The following is a 17,632-nucleotide window of genomic DNA, read 5'->3' on the forward strand; positions in this document are numbered from 1 at the left end:
CGTGGCGCAGCAAAAAACAGCCAGTGAAAAGCGGGAAGCGTTGGCGCGACAAGAAGCGGCTGGAGTGTCGCGGAAGGCGTACACCGCGCGCGTCATTACGGTGAGTGATCGTTCTTCACGCGGTGAGCGAGCTGATGCGAGTGGCCCGGCCCTTGTCGCCTTTCTCAGCGAGAAGGGCTTGGCAGTTGAGCCTCAGGTGGCACTGGTGCCCGATGAGCGTGAGCGTATCGTCTCAGCCTTGCGCGCCGCCGTGGCTGACGGTATTGCGCTAGTGGTAACTACGGGAGGCACGGGCTTCTCGCCGCGTGATGTGACGCCCGAGGCAACCGGTGAGGTGTGTGAGCGCATGGCACCCGGCATTGCTGAGGCCATGCGGGCTGCATCGATGCGCATCACGTCCAAGGCCTGTCTTTCGCGTGGAGTCGCCGGAATTGCGGAGCGTACGCTCATCGTAAATCTGCCAGGCAGTCCTAAAGCTGCCGTTGAAAACATCTCATCAGTGATTGAACCTGTTTTTCACGGGCTGGATATTCTTCGCGGAACGGTCACTGACGGGTAGTGCGGCGCTTATGATGTGCGCGCAATTTCGCTGCGTGCGGTTTCAGCGAAAAGCGCGCCGCCGATAATGCAGAACGCTCCCGCTATCTTGAGAATCCCAAGAGGTTCTCCTAAGAGCAGAGACGAGAACAGAACGGCGGAGAGAGGCTCAAGATACCCGAAAACCGCGACGCGCTGTACCGGAATCTTTGTGAGCTGCGGGAAGTAAAGACCGCTGCCAACGCCGGTGTTAAACAATCCTAGTATCAAAAGGGCGCCCCAGTTGACCGCGTGAATATCGGCGGGAATCTCAATACCATGAACGAGCAGCGTAATGATGCCAACTGCTCCCGCACCGACGGCAAGCTGCATAGTGGTGCCTTCGAGACCCTCAATATCGGGAGCGTAGCGGTTCAAAACAATCATAGCAGCGTACAGTACCGCCGCGAGCGCTCCGTATATAAGCCCTGTAATCGAGAGATTCTCGCCAACGCTATAGCTGACGATAAGTACCATGCCGGCCAGCACTATCAAAAATCCAATAACTTTTCGCCGAGTGAGCGTTTCATGAAAGAGAAAAGGCGAGAGCGCCATAACTATGACCGGACCGCAGTAGTATTCAAGGGTGGCGACGCCGATTCCGATATGCCGATAGGCCGCGAAAAGGAGCGCCCATTGGAGTCCGAGCGCGATACCTGCGCCGGCAAGGTACTTGAGCTGCTCGGGATGGCGTTTGCATGACAGGCGAGTGCGAGTTATTCCCAAAAGTCCAAAAAGAAACAGCATGCCCAAGATCATGCGGAAAAAAACTATCTGATAACTGGGCAGATTGACACAACTTGCAACTATTCCGTTTGACCCGCAAATCAAGAGCGCGACAAGGTACGCGATTGTGGGCCGAACAGTTGGATTGCCTGCACTTTTGTTGTTAGTGCTTTTGTTGTCGGCAGTCGTCATGCTGGCCGCTGTCCGGGTACACGATCGTGGAAAACGACGCGATAAAAAAGCTTTGAGATTTCATCTTGGTCATTCGTCTGACCGAGCACCCACATGGTTTTAGCGACAAGCGCCTCAGTGCTCATGTCATCCCCGCTCAAAACGCCGCGCTTTTGCGCGTAGGTGTGGCCGACCTGATAAACGCCAAGGTCAAGACCTTCCTCAGGTACCTGCGTCGTAACAACGATGCTGCGACCGGATGCGATCCAATCATCGATGGCCTTCTCATATTCGCCGTCGTGATCGGGAATGCCGCCGATGCCGAAGGTTTCCAAAACAATGGCGTCGTAATCGCGCTTCAGCAGATAGAAAATGCTCGGGTTTAATTCCGGCGTCAGCTTCAGGACAATGACGCGCTCGTTGAGACGGTCGTATGTTTGCAATTTCGGGGAGTCTGGTTTGACTAAGGCATCGTGCGGCTTTGTGGGCATAGTGCAGAGTTCGCTGTTGCCGGTGCCCATCCCCGCGTAGCTGCGAATGATTTTATTTCCCCTAATGTGAGCGAGGGCTGGAAAGTTCATACTGGTAAACGCATTGAAACTAAGTGTGCGCTGCTTGTGAGCGCGGGTTCCCGCAATGACTTCATTGCCAAAGACCACAACGACGCCGCAGCTGAAATCATCGATAGCATAGAGAACCGAATGGTACAGATTAAGTTTGGCATCGGTAAACGGATTTGCCATTGGCTGCTGGGAGCCGGTAAGTACAATCGGTTTTTGGCTGTTTTGAATCAGATATGAAAGAGCCGCCGCGGTATATGCCATGGTATCAGTGCCGTGCAAAATGACAAAAGCATCGTAGTCGTCGTACTTCTCGACAATGCACGCGCGCATACGCATCCAATCACGGGGGCGCATATTTGTGCTGTCGATATTCATGAGCTGCAAGAAGTCAAACTCGCACATCTCGTTAATGAGCGGAACGCTTTTAACCAGGTCTTTTCCGGAAATATTCGGAACAAGCCCAGCGTTGGTAGAAACGGACGCAATCGTTCCGCCCGTTGCCAAAATCAGAAGCTTTTTCATCTTGTTGTGGCCCTCTCCCGCAATCCTTTCCGCGCAAAACAGCCGGCCGAATCATTGTACCTGCCTCATGCGAAAAAATGTCTCTCAATGCGCAATACGTAACCTTGTTGCGGTTTTTTGGCGAGAAGAGTCTGAAATTGCAGTATATTCATAGCTGTTTGAAACGCTGCATCAGTGTTTTTTGGTTGAGAAGATTGGCGGGCAATGGCACAAAGGAACTTATTCGGACGTCCGCGCCGGGTGGCGCAGGTGCCTCCTACGGTGTCTCGTGACGGCTCTACGGCGCCGCGCAAGGAAGGTTCACCGTCTCGACGGTCGGCAGCCGGCGGCCATGTCGCCGCTCATATGCGCAGCCAAAACGAGCACCGCAGCGACCCTGTGCGTCATGCACGTGCGGACGCTGCGCGGGCGCGGGGAAGCCGATCGTCACGATACGGGCGGCGGTACGGAACGCTCAATCCACGCGATGAAGCTCAGGCGGTCTATGCCGACAAGCGCCGCCGTTCTTCTCGCATGCGAGCAAGCCGGGTCATTGCAGGTATCGTGATTATTCTCATTGTGGTATGGCTTGCGGTGACGCTGATTGGTTCTTGTTCGCGAGGCGCCGCGTCAAATTCATCGCCCGCTGACGCGCAGACGACGGTTACGGGGACCATGTCGGTCAATTAGCCGCTGCTGATGCCACTGGAGCTGCTACTGATGTTGCTGCGACTCAGACGCGAGTTGTGCGACGTCAGACAAGTCAAGCGTAATGTCTACGGGTCTTGAGATGCCGTTGACCTCGCCTTTTGAGGTGTATTGCCACATAACAAATGATATCGATCCGTCAGGTACACCGTCATATTGAGCGAGCCAGATGTTTTCCGAGAGCGTCGAGAGATCGTATCTGCTTAGGTCATAGGCATTGCCGTATACGATGGCGCGATAGCCTCCTCGTCTGATTTCATCGCAAAATGCCTTGGCAAGAGCCGTTGCTTGCTCTTGGCTCAAATTGTCTGCGCGACCGCCGCCGTCAGGCGAGGGTTCCAAATCATACGCTACGGGATAGTCAAGAGTCTGCCCGTTGAGTTGTTGCAAAACAAACCGAGCTTCTTCGCGAGCCTCGTCCTCAGTGATGGCCTGCGAGTAAAAATACACGCCCACGTCAAGTCCCGCGGCCTTAGCTCCGGCGATATTTTGCTCGTAGAAACTATCTGCGCTCAGAGATCCCTCTGATGTGCCGCGAAAGCCGATGCGGATATACGCGAATGAAATACTGTCCTGGGCGACGCCACCCCAGTCGATTGTCTGCTGGTGAGAAGAAACATCGATGCCCGTGCGTGAAAGGGTTTTGCCGTCACGAATATAGCTCAGGCGCCCTTTGTTATCTCGCTGCAGATTGCTCCAGTCATACGGCGTCTGATTGACGGATGGAGGCGTTTTTGGGAAAGGAAAGAGACGAGAATGGGTGCAGGACTCTATAAGGGCAACGGCAAAGACGATGCCCATAAGCAGCAGTCCGAGCCCGATGACACGACGGTTCATCAGATGGCGCGCGGCTGTCTTTTTTGAGCGGTTCTTTGTTGATCGCGTGCTCACTGGTGATAAAACGATCCCTGCTCAAATAGAGGCTCGCAGCATACGTTGATGCCCAGTTTTCGAAAAACGTCTTCATCGTCTCGAGGAATAATGGACGAGAAGTACACGTCGCAGCCTCTGAGCAGATCGGCGGAAGCGACCGCTTGCTTTGCGAGGTCGTTTGAGATGGAGCTGATGGAAAGCGCGATGAGCATTTCGCCGGCGGTGAGCGCGTGCTGTTTTTCTTTCAGGGTTGCCGACTTCAGGCTGCAAATAGGCTCCAGGGCTTCGTTGGAAACGATAAAAGCCTTCTTATCTACATGCGCAACGTATTTGAGTGACTTGAGAAGCACCGAGGCGCTTGCGTCAAGAAGCTCCGAGGCCTTGCCGGTAATGACGGTGCCATCAGGTGTTACTAGAGCGCCGGCTTGCTTTCCGGTAACTTCGGCCTTTAGTAGGGCAGTTGCGTGCGCGGGGGAGTAATTCTGGTCAACTCCGACTTCCTTCATAAGAAGATTGATCTTGTCGAGTTCGCGTTCTCCCATGCCGGTGCGCTCAAAGCGTTCCGCCGTTCTGAACCAGCGGCGGACAATTTCGTTGCGGCTTGCGTCCTGGCAGGCATCATCATCAGTGATGCACTTTCCTACCATGTTGACGCCCATATCAGTGGGGGATTGATAGGGGCTTTCGCCGGCAATCTTTTCCATAATCGCCTTCAGCACGGGAAATGCTTCAACATCGCGGTTGTAGTTGACGGTGATTACGCCGTGAGCCTCCAGGTGATACGGATCGATGACGTTATTATCGTCAAGGTCTGCCGTCGCCGCTTCATAGGCGACGTTTACCGGATGCTTGAGGGGCAGGTTCCAAACGGGGAACGTCTCAAACTTTGCGTATCCTGCCTTCACGCCGCGAGAGTTTTCGTTGTACAGCTGGGAAAGACAGACCGCGAGCTTGCCCGATCCGGGACCCGGAGCCGTTACGACCACCAGCGGATGCGTCGTCTTGACGTATTCATTTTTACCGTAACCGTCTTCCGAAACGATGAGGTCGATATTTGCGGGATATCCTTTGATGGGATAGTGACGATAGACCGGTATACCCATGTTTTCCAGGCGCGTTTGATAGGCCTCGGCTTTTGGCTGTCCTGAAAAGCGTGTAATGACTACGCCGCCGATAGCAAGTCCCCGCCCGCGGAACACATCCATAAGGCGCAAGACGTCATCGGCATAGGTTACGCCGATGTCGCTGCGACGTTTGCCCGATTCAATGTCTGCGGCGCTGATGGCAAAGACAACCTCCGCCTCTTCTGCAAGCTGTTGCAGCATGCGAGCTTTTGAATCCGGCTCGAATCCCGGAAGTACGCGGGAAGCATGGTTGTCGTCCAACAGTTTTCCGCCAAACTCCAGGTAGAGCTTTCCTCCGAATTCGCCGATGCGCTGGCGAATCCTTTCCGCCTGCATGCTGATATAGGTATTGTTGTCAAATCCAATGCGCATAGACGTCTCCCTTGAGCTATGTATTGCAGTGATTGTATCATCGAGGGCGGACAATAATTGAGTGAGCGCTTGCGGCTCTGCAAAAGAGTAGCAAGCGAGAAGCCCCAGGGCCGCGAAAGGATAAGCATGACTATGAAAACCGACCGGCCGAGAAGTTCTTCTCGCGTACAGGTTGTTGCAAAGAGCGCGGCTGTGGCCTTTGGCTACGGTATGATCGCGGCCGTTGGACTAGGCATTTTCGTCTTTCTTTTTGCTACTCTGACCTCGGGCGGCAATATTGAGATTGGATCTGACTGGACGCGCCGCGTGCTGTATGTGGTTTCTTCCTTGGGAATCATTGCGTCCGGTGTGGGCATGTTATTCTCCGGGCGCGAATATGCGGAAAAGCAGCGCGGCTTTACGAAAGACATTACTGCGCTGGAAACGCATATTGACGATGACGGGAAACTGGACTCCCGAATCAAACATCTTGCGCCGGCCGGTATTGAATGGGCTACGGCAATCTTGATAGCGGCTGCCGGTTCGTTTTTGGTAGCGGTCATATACGACGAGGTTATGGGCAGGTGCTTTCTGCTCTAAAAGAGACGTCCTAGAAGAGCGGCAGTTCGCCCGTGAGGGGATCGATGAGATCTGCTGTAAGGGGCTCGAAAGCAAGGCAGGTAAACGTTGGTTCGCCGTGAAACTCCGTAAACCCCGCATCTCGTACGAGAGCGACGGCAAAACCGAGCTCGCGTCCGCGTTCATAGAGGTCAAGTAAGGCATCCTCTGAGTCTACATAGACGCATACCTTTGCGACGCCTGCGTCAAACCAGTCTGAGAGCGGCGTTGCGTCACCTTGTTGATGGTCGAGATACACCCAGCTTTCAGCGGCGTTGACGCGTACCTGTGAGAGGCGGTGCTCGCGCGCAAGTGCCATAAGCGTTGCTTCAACACAAGCGTGTCCCGCCTGCGCGGCAATTTTACCTTTGCGCATCTTAAGATCACGCCTCATAACGATCATTTGTTTTGCCTTGTAGCCTGAATCAGCCATGGAGTTCCTTCGCTCAATTACCTGTACGGTGCACTGACATGAGTGTAGCGGAGTTGCCTGCGCTCGGTGACGGTACAAAAAAGTCGCACAACGGCGTTGCAAAGGGCACAGCGGCAATACGAAAAATGCGCACGGTGGCAGTACAAAATTCGAATCTGACCGATAGTTGACGAAACCGGTGAAGGCATACAAATATCGCGCTCTCAAAAGCGCTTCTGCATCGGTCTTTTTCGGTAGCGCACTGGTAGTATCCAGCTCTTTTTCGTGAGAAATACCCGCTTTTGTGAAGCAGTAATTTGTGTTGTTCAGCTACGCTGTGCATAAGGATATAAGAGACGGATCCGGAGGGGAGGTGGCGGGCATATGAGAGGCGACGCTTTGACTCGGCCGTCGCCGCTTGCTGTGGCGCTTGTACTGATAGTGATAGCAATCGCATCGGTTATTGACGTTAAAACAAGAAAAGTTCCCAATCAAATACCTCTCTGCATCGCTGTCATAGGAATACTTGATGCAGTGGCAGGCTCACACCCTGAAGGAAATGCAGCAGGTGAAAGAGCAATGTGGTTTCTGGTGAGTCTTTTTTACACTCTGACAGTGCTTCTCGTCACCTCAAGAATAGCGAGGTTCATATGCGGGCGTGCAGGCATCGGAGGGGGCGATATAAAGCTGCTTTCTGCGCTTGCGGGAATTTTTGGCGTTGAGAGTATGATGCTGGTGATGTTTATCGCATGCGTCACAAGTGTTATGTTCTTGTATGGATGGCGGATAGCCCATCTCAAAAGAAAACAAAAAGAGGCACAAAGTTCTCAAAAGAGCAGTTCATTCCTTATATATAACGCAACTTTTCCCTTTGTGCCCTTTATAGCGACGGGCGTGATTGTCTGTTTGAAACTTGCCAATTATTTGTAGGTGTTATATTCTTTTACAAGAAATTTGCACTTCTCGCTTATATAAAAAGTTTTTTCTGCTAACAATAGTGATACGTTGAGAAAGAGACGAGCATCCCCCAATACTCGTTTTTTGTTGGCGGCTTTTGGTTTGCACCAATTGCGGTTTCTCGATTCTCGAGACAACGTGGCCGTAGGACGGGGCGTGATTTACCTCGTGGTCGCACACTTGTTGCAGCTCCGTCCTATGGCAGGCTCCGAGAAGTCCTCCTGCTTTAGTCTGCCCTAAACTCGCTCTGTCCTCACAATTCGGCAGCGCTCTGTGAAGACGCCGCTATAGTTGCGTTGGCCTGTCCGCACAATGACATGTTCGCAAGACCGTCATTGCATCGTTCGTCTGACAGCTACATGCCAGCCGTCAAAAAGACGCTCCATCGTTTTCTCAGACGCTTTTCTCACAAAAATCTCGTCAGATTGACGCAGCGCCTTCAGTTCTTCCGTGCCGCTCCAATAGCCCGTTGAAAGACCCGCCAGATACGCGGCGCCCAGTGAGGTTGTTTCAGTGTTTTGCGGTCTTCTCAGCGTACAACCTAACAAATCCGCCTGAAATTGCATGAGGAAATTGTTTGCCGATGCGCCGCCGTCAACATTCAGCGCGGCAAGCTCATGGCCACAATCAGAACTCATGGCGTCCGCCAGATCTTTAATCTGGTACGCGAGCGCTTCAAGAGCGGCTCGTACCAAGTGAGCTCGGGTGGTTCCGCGGGTGAGGCCAGTAATCTCGCCTCGCGCGTCAGGCTGCCACCACGGGGCTCCAAGTCCTGTGAAGGCGGGGACTATGTACACTCCGCCTGTGTCGGAAACGCTCTTTGCCAGATACGATGTCTCGGCTGCCGTCTGAATTAACCCAAGCTCATCGCGAAGCCATTGAATCAGCGCGCCAGCGACAAATACGGAGCCTTCGAGCGCGTATTCGGTCTTTGGTTGATTTGGCGGTGAGGCGACAATGGTGGTGACCAGGTTATTTTTGCTCATATGGGCGTTTGTCCCAGTGTGTAGCAGCATAAAGCAGCCGGTTCCGTAAGTGTTTTTCGCCTGCCCCGGCTCAAAACAGCATTGACCAAAAAGGGCGGCCTGCTGGTCGCCGGCCACGCCCGTGATAGGAATACCAGCGGGAAGACCCGGATAGCTTGTTTCGCCGAAGAAACCCGATGAGCGCCGCACTTCCGGAAGCATGCACTCGGGGATGTCGAAGAGGGCGAGCAGCTCTTTATCCCAGCAGTTCTCGTGAATGTTGTAGAGCATCGTACGGCTTGCGTTGGAAACATCGGTTGCATGTACAAGACCGCCTGTCAGCACCCAAATGAGCCAGGTATCAACGGTGCCAAAGAGCAGATCGCCGGCTTCGGCGCGCTCGCGCGCTCCGGCTACGGTGTCAAGAATCCAGCGAATTTTACTGGCTGAAAAATAGGCGTCGGGGAGCAGACCGCACTTCTCGCGAATCAGTTCTTTCACGCGAGAAGAACCGCAAATCTCCTCGACAAGTTCAGAGGTGCGGCGGCATTGCCACACGATTGCGTTGCATACAGGAGCGCCGGTGGCAGGATCCCACACCAGTGTAGTTTCACGCTGGTTGTCGATGCCAATCGAGTCGACGGTATCGGCGGTGAGGCCGTGTTTGGTTATAAGCTCAGTAAGGGCGCCAATTTGAGAGAAAAGGATATCTTGCGGGTTGTGCTCAACCCAGCCCGGCTGCGGATAAATTTGCGCAAAGGGGCGCTGTACCAGGTCGACCACGCGGCCTTCGTGATTGATGAGCACTGCTCGGGAGGAAGTGGTCCCTTGGTCGAGGGCGATGACATACTTATCGTGTTGAGGTATTTTTGCCATGGTGACTCCCTAGCCAGCTGATGACATCGTTAAAGACCGTTTCGCGCGCATCCTCGTTGAGAATTTCATGGCGCATATGGGGATACAGAATTGTCGTAACGTCGGTGACGCCCGCGTCTTTGGTAAGCTGCGCCGCTTTGCGTACGCCTTTGCCGTTTGCTCCGACTGGATCTTCCGCGCCGGCGATAAAAAGGAACGGAAGCGTTGACGGGATATGAGAGGCTGACGTTTTTGAACAAGCTTCTTTGGTGAGTTTCGCAAGCGCGGCATATCCCCCTACGGAAAACATGTATCCGCAAGCGGGATCCGCCATGTATGAGCTTATATTTTCTTGGTTATAGGAAAGCCATTCATAGTTGGTTGGCCCCGGAACCGCTTTTGCGTAGGCGCCGATGCCGAGATTATCCACGAAGGCAGAGCGGTACTCGATGCTTTTTGTTTTGCACAGATGATGAGCAACGGCAAATCCTATATCTGACAGAAGCGGAGAAACAGTACCGGTTCCACAGGCGATAACGCCGGCTAAGTCTTCGTTGTATCTGCCGGCATAGGCTCGGACGATAAAACTTCCCATTGAGTGTCCAAAAAGAACATAGGGAAGCGATGTGCCAAATTGTTCGGTCATATGGTGCCGAAGGGTATCGGTGTCTTTGATAAGGATGTCTGAACCTTTGAGAGGATTGAGTACACCTCGTGCTTCAGGAGCGCTTGAGCGGCCATGTCCAATGTGATCATTACCTGCTACTATATATCCAGCGTTACAGAGAGCATACGCAAACGCCTCATAGCGCATAATGTGCTCAACCATGCCGTGGCTGATCTGGACGATACCTTTCAAGGAGACGTCAGAAGGTGGCAGCCACAGGGTTGCAACTACTGTTGAGACGCCGTCTGCTGATGGATAGGTGATTGTTTTTTGCGCGATATGATCACTCACGAGCCCTCCCTCGAATGACATAATCTTTATTATCGTGAACATTGCCGCTTCGTCATGGTTCACTCGGATTAACGGTTTTCGGTTTTCTGTAGATGGTAATGGCGAAAACGAGTTGCGGCTGAACTGCGGAAAGAAAAACTCTTATCTGAAGGAAGGTAAAGTACTTTTGCCAAAGATGAATATTCTCATATAAAAATGTATTGTTTATGAATACAACAAATGAAAGTAGTGTTATGTTCATTCATAACGTGTTAGCACATCAATAAAAATGAGCATTTTATCTGCAAACATAACAATAGATATATCAAGATTTTTTTGTAGTATCATTACAGATAATGATAGATACATGTCATTAAAGTTTGCAGATGGGGGTCCTGAGATGAGCAGAACAGGAGTAGAGACAAAGACGGAACTCGGCCTTGGTAGAACTGTTGCACGGCTTCTTGGTGAATCCGGTAAGCGTCAGGTTGATCTTTGTGATTTTTCCCACTGGTCACGAGCATATGTCTCATATATCTGCACTGAGCGCCGTAAATGGCCATCCTTTGACAAGGCAAAGATTATCGCTGATTTCTTTGGTTTGACTATGGATCAGCTTTGGGCTGAGCATCTGCTTGATCTGCAAGAATCGGGTATTGAGTTGAGCGATGACGACAGAGCGGCATTGGAGCGGCATCGCGTCCCTTTTCGGTTTGTTGAAAAAGAGCCGTCTTTGCAGGAGTCTTTAGTGCCTGTAGCTGCTGAGACTGTCTCTTTGAAGCAGGTTTCCGGCGAAACGACGTGCTAAGGCAACAGGATTGAACAGGACATACTCTAGGAGTATAGTGGCATGTCTGAATGACGGCGAAAGATAGCTGCCGTGTCTACTGTGAAAGAGGAGAGTCAATGCCGGGGCTTCACTGTGCCGATTGTGAATTTAGCAGCTTCAAGTTGAATAAAGAAGTGGGATTGTATCAGGCGTCCTGCGCGCGTGGGTATACGCTTGCCGATCCGCGTAACCATCATGAGATTACGCAGCATTTTGCAGATACGATTGATAAGTTTGTTCCCATTATCGATCCTTTTGGAAACGAGTACCTCCGTAAAACAAACGTGTGCGATGAATTTACGCGCAGAATACAGAAGGCGGACCGGTAGACTGAGCTGTGTCTTGCTTGAATACTTTTGTTGACAGAGTATGCTCGCAATTCCATAAAAACAGAAAATAAAAACATTAGTTATCGTTATGTTTTAATTCGTGAAAATACGTGAAATAGTTCATTTCTTGTTATAAAACCTTCAGAAGTTAGGTACTATTTCTCTAGGGGGATTTTACGACTTTTGGAGGAGACGACAAATGTCGAGGCGACCACAGGTAGATAGCCGCGATACGCGGCGGAGGCTCATTGCCTCTGCGGAGGAAGAATTTGCCCAGCAGGGATATGAAAAAGCTTCTCTTAGAAGAATTTGCTTACGTGTCGGAGTAACCACTGGTGCGCTTTACTTCTTCTTTAACAATAAGGAAGATTTGTTCAAACACGTTCTTCAGCCGGTAACCAGACAGGCTATTAAAATCCTGGATGAGTATCGTGAGCGCATCGAAGAAGAAGGTGTGCGAAATGAACTTGGTTCGCCGATGGGAGACGCAGAGACTCTTAGTGAGTTTTTTGACCTTATGTACGCCCATCGGCATGTGGTGACAATTATCCTCAACAACGAGGAAAATCCTTCCGTTATTGCGTTTTTGGAGGCGTTCAAAAACGTTATTTCAGCGACCATCCGTTTGATTTTGTACCCCGATTCAACGCTTGTTGAGCCCTATGACGAATTTATCATTGACTGGCTTGCCCAGACAGAAATGACCACCATTACCGACATCTTGCGCAATGACAAGACCAGAAAAGAGGCCGAGAAGCACGTTGCCTCTGCGCTTGTTTTTACGCAAGGAGGGTTGAAAGCTCTGGCGAACGAGCAATTTTAAAACTATTTCTACAGATTTTGTGTTATTTGATATCATATGAGCAGTTGTTCGGGAAAAGCGCTTTTACAAAGCGCGGTTATGAAGGGATTTGTATGAAGACAAAGAAAGTCGGACTGCTCGTATTGACTGCGGTATTAGCGCTTGTCCTTGCGGGGTGCAGCGGCCTTGTTGGCGGTGGCGCAGATAAGGGTAAGGCGCTTGTGGGCACCTATGAGCTTGAAAGCATGGAGCTTAAAAACGGTTCGCAAACCCAGTCTATTAGCAAAGAACAGTATAAGCAGTTGTCTGAACAGGGCAATATTCACATAACGTTAGAGCTTTCAGAAGACGGTTCAGCTGTTTTGACGGGGATTACCGCAACGGGTGATACTCAAAAAGCCGATTTGAAATGGAAATCGGATGACGGCAAGACCATCACATTTACAAGCGATTCTGAAAGCGGGAAAGTCTCCGCTACGGTAGGGGACAATGGTGAAATTACTCTAGAGGAGTCTCAAGATGACACCTCGGTCAAGATGGTTTTTTCCAAGATAAGCGATAAGCCGGGCTATTATTCGGATTCGTCCAAATAAGCGCTGTTTCATTGCTACAATAATGGGGCGAGAAGTATTTCTCGCCCCATTTTTTATTTTTTTATGTATCTATCCGATGAACGGCTACCTTTGGAGGAGAAAAATGAAACTCAACAAACTGGTAACAGCTCTGATTGGTGTCACTCTTGCGTTTTCACTGTCTGCATGCAGCTGGCTCGCTCCTCAGATTACCGATGATTCCAAGTCCGGTTCTCAGGAAACCAAGACGACGGAGACAAAAAAAGAAGAAAAATCTGCTGATTACACCGCTAGCCTGGTCGGGACCTATGAGCTTGATCATGAAGACTTTACCGAGAATGGAGAGACTCAGACACTTACCAAGGAAGAGTATCAAGATTTCATAGGTGATAGTGGGCTGCACTTTACGCTCGAGTTCTCAGGTGATGGAAACGGCAAGATGACTACTCCCGATCCTGATAGCAATACAAGCGAGTCAGCCTATTTCAAGTGGAAGACTACTGACGGAAAGTCTCTTGTTATGTATGGCTCTTCCGATGACGACAAGATTGAAGCGACAGTCGGCGAGAACGGTGAGATTACCCTTGAAATTGAAGACGATGATGATGGCAGTACGATGACCATGGTGTTTACTAAGGTAAGCGATAAGACCGGATACTATGATGACAGCTCCAACAAATAACTTCCGCTTGTCAGAGTCCTCTTATAGAGGCGCCAGAAAAGGTCTTACCACGCGTGTTGGTCTCCTTGTTGTTTGCATGCTTATCGGAGCAGCGCTGGCCTTGTCGGCCTGCTCCGGCGGCGTGCAAAAACCTCAAGATGGCGCTGGGCGGACTCAGCAGGAAGAAACAGGAAAAGATCAGAAGACGCCTGATACGCAAAAAGAGCCGGATGCCCAAAAGGAAGACGATTCTCGAAAGGAGCAGTCTTTTGACAAACAAATCGTAGGTACCTGGCAGGCGACCTATCTTGATTGGAAAGATCCCGACCGTGCGGATATGGATGAAAAAGCGCTGGAGGATCGCCAGAAGGAATCTCAGATGGGATTCTATATCACGTTTAAGTCGGATGGTACGGGAACCTTTTACGCCGAGGATTTGATGTATGAGGTCAACTGGACCGTGCAGGGCAACTCCATTGTATTTCCGTTGCAGACTGAAGAACGGAAAGAGACTGTTACCGTTATAAGAAATGCGTCTTCAGGTGAAATTACCATTGATTTTCCCGCCTATACCCTGACAATGAAGCAACTCTCAGCAAAGCCCGATGATTTTGCTTCCGTTGTGTATGCGCCGCCAGCGTTTAAGCAGTAAGGAAGAGCCATGAGCACTACTACGACACATGATTGTTCGCATGACATCATTGTGCTGACTCCCATTTTTCACGAGAAAATCTGGGGAGGTCGTCGCCTTGCGGATGATTTTGGCTATGACATTCCTGACGGCGACATAGGTGAGTGCTGGGCTATCAGTGCGCATCCCAACGGTGACTGTACTGTTGCTTCAGGTGTCTTTGCGGGCAAAACGCTCAGCGAGCTCTGGGATGAGCATCGTGAGCTCTTTAGTGCCGCTCAAGGCGACCGTTTCCCTCTTCTCATTAAGATTTTAGACGCGCGCGAAGATCTGTCCGTGCAAGTTCACCCTGACGATGCGTATGCCGCTGAACATGAAAATGGATCGCTTGGCAAGCGGGAATGCTGGTATGTGCTTGACGCGGAACCTAATACCACCATCATCATCGGTCAGCGCGCTCATAATCGCAAAGAGCTGGCGTGCATGATTGACGAGGGCCGGTGGAACGATATGCTCAACTTCATCCCCGTGCACAAAGGTGATTTCTTCCGCATTGATCCTGGTACCGTTCATGCCATCAAAGGTGGCACGCTTATTCTGGAGACACAGCAGAGTTCTGACGTTACCTATCGTGTGTACGACTATGACCGCCTTGGAGTTGACGGGAAGCCCCGTGAGCTGCATATTCAACAGAGCCTTGATGTGGTTGACTATGATCTGGTACCGCCCGTTTCCGGTAAGGTGGCCGCTCCGGAGATTGATGGTATTACCAATCTGATGACCTGCGACAACTTTGTCGTTGACCGTGTGGTGGTTTCTGGTGAGAGGATGTTGAAGCAGCCTCATCCCTTCTTGTGCGTCAGCGTGATTGAGGGCGACGGCACCGTTGCAACGTCCGCTGCGGGAAAACCCCATACGCTTACGCGGGGAAGCCACTTCATCGTGCCTGCCGGTTCGGGAGATTTGACTCTAACTGGCACGATGACGCTTATTACCTCGTATGTGCCTGAAGGGTAACGCGCGCAGCTCAACACACGCAGGCAAGCGCATATAGCGCAATTACCTTCTTCAATGACATGCCCTTCTCGCCAATTGATTTGACGAGAAGGGCATAGTGTTGAACTGCCAAACACGCTCATCGTGCAGGTGGTTGTGCGTTGTTGCAGGCAGCCTTTATGCTACATGAGCTCCTCCAGGGATCTCTCCGGCGCAGTGCGGGCAGCGGGTGGCGCCATCTTTAACCTCTTCAAGACAGTGAGGGCAGACGGGAGTGGCAACTGCTTCGGTTTCTTTATTGCGGTTCATAAATTTGTTGACAGCCTTGACGAGGAGGAAAACGATCAAAGCGATAATCAAAAAGTTGATAATTGCGGAAATAAACGCTCCAAAGTCAATGCCGTTTTCCGTACCCGGAACGGGGATAGAGAGACCCGATACCTCAGTGCCTCCGCCGCTTATCAGCTTGATAAACGGGTTGATGATGTCGTTGACAAGGGAAGTAACAATTGCTGTGAAAGCGCCGCCAATGATGATGCCGATGGCCATATCCATGACATTACCGCGTGCAATGAACTCCTTGAATTCGGTCATAAACTTTTTCATACAGACTCCTTTACTACATTGAGCCGAATTGCCGCATTGGGTAAAACATTTCATGCCGGCCGAAAGACCAGCATGAAAATCATATCGGACAACGTTGAAAGCCTACGATGACAATCCATAAATTCGCGAGAACTTTGTAACTAAATAGTCGGTAAAGTAGGCCACATCGAAGGGCTCGCCGGTAGCTGACAGGATAAGCTCGTCGGAGTCCTTGGCCCGTCCCCACGTCCAGATCTTCTCGCCAAGCCACGTGCGAATCGGCGTAAGATCGCCGGAAGCGCATACGGCGGCAAAGTCCATGCCGTCCTCAGTCATGGCATGCTTGAACTGCGCTCCGAACGCGCTGCCCAAAGCATAGGTGGGGAAGTAACCGAACTCTCCCCAGCTCCAATGGACGTCTTGAAGCGCTCCGTGCGTATTGTCGGGAACGGTGACGCCCAGATACGTTTGGTACTTTTCCGCCCACAACGCCGGGACATCGGCGGCTTTTACCTCGCCGGACATGAGAGCCTGCTCAATCTCATAGCGCACCAGGATGTGCAGAGGATAGGTAAGCTCGTCGGCTTCGGTGCGGATGAGATCTGGCTGTACCTTATTGGCTGCGGAGAAGAGCTGGAAGGCGGTCACGCGGCCAAGCTGGCCTGGGAAGTGCTTGCGCATGAGGTCTATGAGCGGCTCGGCGAATTCTTCAGAATGCCCCACGTAGTTTTCAAAGAAGCGCGATTGCGACTCATGCATGCCCATTGAGGTGCCGCCTTTAAGGGACGTAAAGCGATAGTCCCAATTGACGCCCTGTTCATAGAGGGCATGACCGTTTTCATGCAGCATGGAATAGACGTTGGAAAGGACGTCGTCTTCGTAGGCATGTGAAGCTACCATGACAAAACCGATGCCGGGACCTGCGGTATAGGGATGTTCGGTCGCGCCGAGCCAAAAAGCCTTTTCATCAATGCCCTGCAGCGTAACGATGTCACGTGCGAGGTTCCATTGGCGGGTGGCGTCAAAGGTTCCCTCAAGCGGTTTTTTGCTGGGCTGATGCTTGGACGCCATGCAATCGGCCACTAAAGGCACTACCACATCTTTGATTTTCGCAAAAAACGGATCGTAAAACGCCCGGTTTGTTCCGAACTCAAAATCGTTCAGCAGTACATCGTAGGGAGCTTTTTCGGCATTGCGATACTGCGCGATTTTGATCTGACTTTCTACCAAGCGATCAAGGTACGGAGCGAACAAATCCCAGTCATTGGTCGCCTTCGCCTTTTCCCATACATCGTTGGCTTCGGTTGTAAGGCGCACAAAATCGCTCTTCACTTCAGGCGGTACATCCACCAACTGCGCGCGGTCACGGCGCAGAATTTTTACCTGCGCTCGCTGTGTTTCGTCAAGCAAAGCGCGATTTTCATGAAGTCGGTCAAGCAGCGTTCCTACCTGAGGGTCTGCTAAAAGCGCTTGTATTTGTTCACCCAGAATTGCCAAGGCTTCTCCGCGCTCTTCTGTTGCCTTCTCAGGATCGAGGCACGGACCAAACGACGTTAATTCACTGGTGCTGTACCGAAGCGCGAAGAGTTTCTTTTCAAGTCTATCCAGCTCAGCGATATCTTCTCGCGGGTTGGAAAGTGCCGCGTTCAACGGGGTGGTGCCGTTTTCGTCAGCCATATATCCTCCTCAACATGCGTTGACATACCTTTTACATATAATCAAGCATTTTACGCGACCGGAGCGCTCTTTTGAGCGATACTTAACGAGATGGATAAATGCGCGGCGGCTCGATCGTACTTCTCGCCTTGTGCACAACGTCTTGCGTAAAAGGTGACTGGCAAGAATGACTGGCGAGAAGGGCTGCGTTGTTGGCGTGCGTTTTATAAGGGG

At 51.4% G+C, this 17,632-nt stretch carries 20 protein-coding genes; 11 read left to right on the forward strand and 9 right to left on the reverse strand.

What is annotated here, in order from left to right; all coding sequences use genetic code 11:
• Position 1: 1 nt before the first annotated feature.
• Positions 2-559 (forward strand): MogA/MoaB family molybdenum cofactor biosynthesis protein, encoded by a 558-nt coding sequence (locus QM016_RS06185; protein WP_282711202.1) that lies wholly within the window; start codon positions 2-4, stop codon positions 557-559.
• 8 nt (positions 560-567) lie between these two features.
• On the opposite strand, the gene QM016_RS06190 is transcribed toward QM016_RS06185, so the two are convergent.
• Positions 568-1,494 (reverse strand): EamA family transporter, encoded by a 927-nt coding sequence (locus QM016_RS06190; RefSeq protein WP_282711204.1) that lies wholly within the window; start codon positions 1,492-1,494, stop codon positions 568-570.
• Complete coding sequence (locus QM016_RS06195; protein ID WP_282711206.1) at positions 1,491-2,558, reverse strand: asparaginase; 1,068 nt, start codon at positions 2,556-2,558, stop codon at positions 1,491-1,493. Before QM016_RS06195 ends, QM016_RS06190 begins: the two co-directional genes overlap by 4 nt.
• 204 nt (positions 2,559-2,762) lie before the next feature.
• On the opposite strand from QM016_RS06195, the gene QM016_RS06200 reads away from it, so the two are divergent.
• On the forward strand, positions 2,763-3,227 hold the full coding sequence (locus tag QM016_RS06200; protein WP_282711208.1) for a hypothetical protein: 465 nt from the start codon (positions 2,763-2,765) through the stop codon (positions 3,225-3,227).
• Positions 3,228-3,251: 24 nt separating this feature from the next.
• Here QM016_RS06200 and QM016_RS06205 read toward each other — a convergent pair whose 3' ends face one another.
• Positions 3,252-4,136, reverse strand: coding sequence for a glycoside hydrolase family 25 protein (locus tag QM016_RS06205; protein ID WP_016477383.1), 885 nt, complete (start codon positions 4,134-4,136; stop codon positions 3,252-3,254).
• Positions 4,133-5,614 carry a DUF1846 domain-containing protein gene (locus tag QM016_RS06210; RefSeq protein ID WP_282711210.1) on the reverse strand — a complete coding sequence of 494 codons (1,482 nt, stop codon included), beginning with the start codon at positions 5,612-5,614 and terminating at the stop codon, positions 4,133-4,135. Before QM016_RS06210 ends, QM016_RS06205 begins: the two co-directional genes overlap by 4 nt.
• A 126-nt stretch (positions 5,615-5,740) precedes the next feature.
• Between QM016_RS06210 and QM016_RS06215 the strand changes: the two genes are divergently transcribed.
• Positions 5,741-6,193, forward strand: coding sequence for a hypothetical protein (locus tag QM016_RS06215; RefSeq protein ID WP_282711212.1), 453 nt, complete (start codon positions 5,741-5,743; stop codon positions 6,191-6,193).
• A gap of 10 nt (positions 6,194-6,203) precedes the next feature.
• On the opposite strand, the gene pth2 is transcribed toward QM016_RS06215, so the two are convergent.
• Positions 6,204-6,644, reverse strand: a complete 441-nt coding sequence (gene pth2 / locus QM016_RS06220) for an aminoacyl-tRNA hydrolase (protein ID WP_016477380.1) — start codon at positions 6,642-6,644, stop codon at positions 6,204-6,206.
• A 363-nt stretch (positions 6,645-7,007) separates the two neighbouring features.
• Between pth2 and QM016_RS06225 the strand changes: the two genes are divergently transcribed.
• Positions 7,008-7,553 carry an A24 family peptidase gene (locus QM016_RS06225; RefSeq protein WP_282711215.1) on the forward strand — a complete coding sequence of 182 codons (546 nt, stop codon included), beginning with the start codon at positions 7,008-7,010 and terminating at the stop codon, positions 7,551-7,553.
• A gap of 359 nt (positions 7,554-7,912) precedes the next feature.
• On the opposite strand, the gene glpK is transcribed toward QM016_RS06225, so the two are convergent.
• Both glpK and QM016_RS06235 read right to left on the reverse strand, forming a co-directional pair.
• Positions 7,913-9,421 (reverse strand): glycerol kinase GlpK, encoded by a 1,509-nt coding sequence (gene glpK, locus QM016_RS06230; protein ID WP_282711218.1) that lies wholly within the window; start codon positions 9,419-9,421, stop codon positions 7,913-7,915.
• Entirely contained in the window at positions 9,396-10,358 is a 963-nt protein-coding gene (locus tag QM016_RS06235; protein WP_282711220.1) for an alpha/beta hydrolase, read from the reverse strand. The genes glpK and QM016_RS06235 overlap by 26 nt, the downstream gene beginning before the upstream one ends.
• A gap of 346 nt (positions 10,359-10,704) precedes the next feature.
• On the opposite strand from QM016_RS06235, the gene QM016_RS06240 reads away from it, so the two are divergent.
• From QM016_RS06240 to QM016_RS06270, 7 genes are all read left to right on the forward strand, one after another.
• The gene (locus QM016_RS06240) at positions 10,705-11,145 is read left to right on the forward strand and encodes a helix-turn-helix transcriptional regulator (RefSeq protein WP_282711222.1); all 441 of its coding nucleotides are present in this window, start codon (positions 10,705-10,707) and stop codon (positions 11,143-11,145) included.
• Between the two features lie 98 nt (positions 11,146-11,243).
• Positions 11,244-11,495, forward strand: coding sequence for a hypothetical protein (locus QM016_RS06245; protein ID WP_016477375.1), 252 nt, complete (start codon positions 11,244-11,246; stop codon positions 11,493-11,495).
• Between the two features lie 199 nt (positions 11,496-11,694).
• Complete coding sequence (locus tag QM016_RS06250) at positions 11,695-12,318, forward strand: TetR/AcrR family transcriptional regulator (RefSeq protein ID WP_282711225.1); 624 nt, start codon at positions 11,695-11,697, stop codon at positions 12,316-12,318.
• Between the two features lie 92 nt (positions 12,319-12,410).
• Positions 12,411-12,890, forward strand: a complete 480-nt coding sequence (locus tag QM016_RS06255; protein WP_282711227.1) for a hypothetical protein — start codon at positions 12,411-12,413, stop codon at positions 12,888-12,890.
• A gap of 103 nt (positions 12,891-12,993) precedes the next feature.
• A complete protein-coding gene (locus QM016_RS06260; RefSeq protein ID WP_016477372.1) occupies positions 12,994-13,551 on the forward strand; it encodes a hypothetical protein in 558 nt (185 codons plus the stop codon).
• On the forward strand, positions 13,532-14,182 hold the full coding sequence (locus tag QM016_RS06265; RefSeq protein WP_282711229.1) for a lipocalin family protein: 651 nt from the start codon (positions 13,532-13,534) through the stop codon (positions 14,180-14,182). The genes QM016_RS06260 and QM016_RS06265 overlap by 20 nt, the downstream gene beginning before the upstream one ends.
• Positions 14,183-14,191: 9 nt before the next feature.
• Positions 14,192-15,178, forward strand: coding sequence for a type I phosphomannose isomerase catalytic subunit (locus QM016_RS06270; RefSeq protein WP_282711231.1), 987 nt, complete (start codon positions 14,192-14,194; stop codon positions 15,176-15,178).
• A gap of 156 nt (positions 15,179-15,334) precedes the next feature.
• On the opposite strand, the gene mscL is transcribed toward QM016_RS06270, so the two are convergent.
• Complete coding sequence (mscL, locus tag QM016_RS06275) at positions 15,335-15,763, reverse strand: large conductance mechanosensitive channel protein MscL (protein WP_282711233.1); 429 nt, start codon at positions 15,761-15,763, stop codon at positions 15,335-15,337.
• 102 nt (positions 15,764-15,865) lie between these two features.
• Positions 15,866-17,419 carry a carboxypeptidase M32 gene (locus QM016_RS06280; RefSeq protein ID WP_282711235.1) on the reverse strand — a complete coding sequence of 518 codons (1,554 nt, stop codon included), beginning with the start codon at positions 17,417-17,419 and terminating at the stop codon, positions 15,866-15,868.
• Between the last annotated feature and the right edge of the window lie 213 nt (positions 17,420-17,632).

Source organism: Lancefieldella sp. Marseille-Q7238 (assembly GCF_949152215.1).
GTDB lineage: Bacteria > Actinomycetota > Coriobacteriia > Coriobacteriales > Atopobiaceae > Lancefieldella.